Source organism: Corallococcus sp. CA053C (genome assembly GCF_003611675.1).
Taxonomy (GTDB): Bacteria; Myxococcota; Myxococcia; order Myxococcales; family Myxococcaceae; genus Corallococcus.
The window spans coordinates 1-2,296 of record NZ_RAWA01000709.1 but is presented as its reverse complement, the minus strand read 5'-3'; the positions used below and the strand labels follow the sequence as shown (position 1 = coordinate 2,296).

Annotated in this window: 2 protein-coding genes and 1 pseudogene; all 3 read right to left on the bottom strand. The window is 70.6% G+C overall.

Annotated features, from left to right (window positions below):
* Positions 1–17: 17 nt before the first annotated feature.
* The gene (sctN, locus tag D7V97_RS42425; RefSeq protein ID WP_120616198.1) at positions 18–1,331 is read right to left on the bottom strand and encodes a type III secretion system ATPase SctN; all 1,314 of its coding nucleotides are present in this window, start codon (positions 1,329–1,331) and stop codon (positions 18–20) included.
* A gap of 17 nt (positions 1,332–1,348) precedes the next feature.
* Positions 1,349–2,023: a FliH/SctL family protein gene (locus D7V97_RS42420; protein ID WP_120616197.1), complete on the bottom strand. Its 675-nt coding sequence runs from the start codon at positions 2,021–2,023 to the stop codon at positions 1,349–1,351.
* Positions 2,024–2,047: 24 nt separating this feature from the next.
* Positions 2,048–2,296, bottom strand: a pseudogene (locus tag D7V97_RS46360) (hypothetical protein); the annotation flags it as partial.

The following is a 2,296-nucleotide window of genomic DNA, read 5'->3' as shown; positions in this document are numbered from 1 at the left end:
CCCTCCCCTGGAGCCGGTCAGTCCTCGAAGAGGGCGATGAGCTGCTCCACGGTCTCCTCGAAGGGGGAGTTGGAGTGGGTGTCCTGCTTGAGGAAGTCGATGATGGCGTCGTACTTCTCGATGGCGTAGTCGGTGCGCGCGTCGGCGCCTGCCTGGTAGGCACCCAGGAGGATGAGGTCGCGCTGCTTCTCGTAGGTGGAGAGCGTCTCGCGCAGCTTGCCGGCGGCCTTCTTGTGCTCCTTGGAGACAATGCCGCTCATCACACGGCTGAGGCTCGCGAGCACGTCCATGGCGGGCCACTGGTTGCGTTCACCCAGGGCACGGTTGAGGATGAAGTGGCCGTCGAGAATACCTCGGACTTCGTCGGCGATGGGCTCCTCCATGTCACCGCCGGCCACGAGGCAGGTGTAGATGGCGGTGCACTTGCCCTTCTCCGAGTTGCCCGTGCGCTCCAGGATGCGCGGCAGCATGGAGAAGACGCTGGGCGGGTAGCCCTGACGCGCGGGGGGTTCGCCAATGGCGAGGCCGATGTCGCGCTGGGCGCGCGCCAGACGCGTCACGGTGTCGAGCATGAACAGCACGTTGCCGCCGCGCTCGCGGAAGTACTCCGCGATGGCCGTGGCCACATAGGCGGCGCGCAGGCGCACGAGGCTGGGCTGGTCGGACGTGGCGCACACCAGGACGGCGCGCTTCATGCCCTCCTCGCCCATCGCGTCCTCGATGAACTCGCGCACCTCACGACCACGCTCGCCGATGAGCGCCACGACGCTCAGGTCGGCCTGGGTGTTGCGGGCAATCTGTCCCATCAGCGTGGACTTGCCGACGCCGGAGCCTGCGAAGAGGCCCACGCGCTGGCCCTCGCCCACGGTGAGCAGCCCGTCGATGCAGCGGACGCCCAGGGGCAGCGGCCGTTCGATGCGCTGGCGCGTGAACGGATCCGGGCAGTCGCGGTCCACGGACCAGTCGATGAGGCCGTCGCCCTCCAGGGGGCGCCCGTCCATGGGCTCGCCGATGCCGTTGAGCACGCGGCCCAGGAGCGCGTCGCCGCACTTGATGGTGAGGGGGCGCCCGGTGGGGATGCACTCGCTGTCCGGACCGATGCCGTACAGCTCGCCCAGGGGCATGAGCATCACCTCGTCGCCCACGAAGCCCACGACCTCCGACTTCATCGCGCCGCGCAGGCGGCTCTTGATGAGCACCACCTCGCCGATGCGGACGTTGGGCACGCTCGCCTTGATGACGAGGCCCGTGAGTTCGGTGACGCGACCGCGCACCCGGACGAGGGACGCCTCCTTGATGAGGTCGTAGTAGCGCGAGAGGTCGATGGCCATGGCGGGTTCCTAAAGGCTCAGGCCGGACCGCTCTTGCGGGCGGGGTCGGGCAACAGGATGTTCTGGAGCATCTCCAGCTGGGTGGGCAGCTGCGCGTCCACCGTGCCGGCCTCCGTCTGCACGATGCAGCCCACCGGGGCGACCTCCGGGTCCTCCTTGATGGCCAGGTCCACCGTGCGACCGATGAGCTCCATCAGCACCGGGCGCTTGGCGCGCAGCACCGCGGCCGTCTTCGGGTGCACGCGCAGCACCATGGCGCGCGCGTTGCGCAGGTTGTCGATGGCCGCAGCGCACAGGTCCACCATCAGATCCGGGTCGCGCTCCAGATCGCGGCCGATGATCTTCTCCGCCATCTTCAGCGCCAGCCCGATGATGTCGCGCTCGTGCGAGGTGAGCAGCTCCCCGGCCTGGATCTTCGCGCGGAGGACGAGCTCCGTCGCCTGCGCGAGCCCCTCCTGGCGTCCCAGGTCCCGGGCCTTGGCGAAGTGCTCCTCCTTCTCACGCTGGGCCTCGGCGAGGATGCGCTCCTTCTCGCGGTGGGCCTCCTCGATGATGCCCTGGGCGCCCTGGCGGGCCTCGAAGACCTCGGCGTTCATCACGCCCGCGCGAGGCGGCCGCAGCGCCGGTCGCTCCGAGGCGACGACCACCGACTCCGCCAACCCGTCCCCCTTGATTACCTTGCCGATCGCCATGGGCTGCTCCTTGCGGACCGGATGCTAGCGCGTTCCGCCGCGCGGTCCACGCCCTCCAGGGCCGCCCGGTCCTTCGGGGCCCTGTCGGTCGGCGGGAGCGGGACGCCTGCGGCCCACCTGCGTCCCCTCCGAGGACCTGGGGGACGCCTGGCCGGAGGCCGGGCCAGCACGGCCCGCGAGCACACGCGGGGGACGCTCGGGCTCGCCTCCGGGTTCGGGGCGCGTCGAGGGGGGACGGCCGCCGGTGCGCGAGCGCAGCACCCGGGCCCCGTC

Excerpts from the sequence above, each read along its gene's own strand:
- D7V97_RS42420 (WP_120616197.1), bottom strand. The coding sequence starts at position 2,023 with ATGGCGATCGGCAAGGTAATCAAGGGGGACGGGTTGGCGGAGTCGGTG.
- sctN (WP_120616198.1), bottom strand. The coding sequence starts at position 1,331 with ATGGCCATCGACCTCTCGCGCTACTACGACCTCATCAAGGAGGCGTCC.